Genomic DNA, 1,007 nt, shown 5'->3' with positions numbered 1-1,007 from the left:
CCCGGCCGCTGCGCGACGATCCGCCGGCGGAGAGCCGTCGGAGTCGGCTCTGGCGGCACGGGTTCAACCTCCTGCCCGCGTACCGCGGCACAGGTGCGCGCGTCGACCACATCGCGGCCGACTGGCGCTACGTCCGAATCCGGCTGCCGCTGAACTGGCGCACCCGGAACGCCGTCGGAACGATCTTCGGCGGCAGCGTCTACGGCGCGATCGACCCCGTGTACATGATGATGCTCCGGCGAGTCCTCGGCGACGGGTTCACCGTGTGGGACAAGTCGGCCGCGCTGGAGTTCATCGAACCCGGGCGCGACACGCTGTACGCCGAGTTCGAGCTACCGAGATCCGAGACCGAGGCGATCCGCGAGACGCTCGACCCCGGCGAGTCGACCGACCGCGAGTACCTCGTCTCGCTCGTCGATGAGAGCGGGACGGTCCACGCGGCCTGCGAGAAGACGCTGTACGTGCGCCGCGACGGCTGACGCGACCGGTCGAGCGTGTCTTACGCCACCGCGCCCGCCGCGAGCGCCTCCTCGACGGTCTCGACGAAGCGCTTGGGGTGTTCGACGTGCGGGAGCAGCCGCGCCCGGTCGAAGACGACGAGCCGCGCGTCGGCCGCGTCGGCGAGTTCGCGTCCGTCGGTGAGCGGACTCACGGTCGCCTCTCGGCCCCAGACGATCGTCGGGGGGACGTCCAGGTCCGCGAGCGCGGCGGCGAGGTCGATCTCGCTGTTCAGGCTCCCGGAGACGAACGAGGCGGGCGCGAACCGCGCGTTCTCGACGTGGGTCGTGCGCCACTCGTAGTCGGTCCACTCCGCGCTCGGGTTCGCGGGGTCGTCGTAGCCGTGGTCGGCGTTGAAATAGCGGATCGACGGCTTCGACGAGATGACGTTGAACAGCGCCTGCCCGACGAGGGGGGCACGGAGCAGCTCGCGGAGCCACCCCTTCGCCGGACTCGGTCCCGCGGTCGCGGTCGGACAGACGGCGACGAACCCGCGCAGGTCGACGTCG

At 71.2% G+C, this 1,007-nt stretch carries 2 protein-coding genes; one reads left to right on the top strand and one right to left on the bottom strand.

Going from position 1 to position 1,007, the window contains the following annotated elements:
* Positions 1 to 479: DUF4442 domain-containing protein (locus BN903_RS06600; protein WP_228841043.1), on the top strand; the 479-nt coding region annotated here is incomplete at its 5' end.
* A 20-nt stretch (positions 480 to 499) separates the two neighbouring features.
* On the opposite strand, the gene BN903_RS06595 is transcribed toward BN903_RS06600, so the two are convergent.
* On the bottom strand, positions 500 to 1,007 hold a 508-nt coding region (locus BN903_RS06595), incomplete at its 5' end, for an alpha/beta fold hydrolase (RefSeq protein ID WP_154018077.1).

This window comes from Halorubrum sp. AJ67 (assembly GCF_000513435.1).
This window is presented reverse-complemented; position numbering and strand designations above follow the sequence as displayed.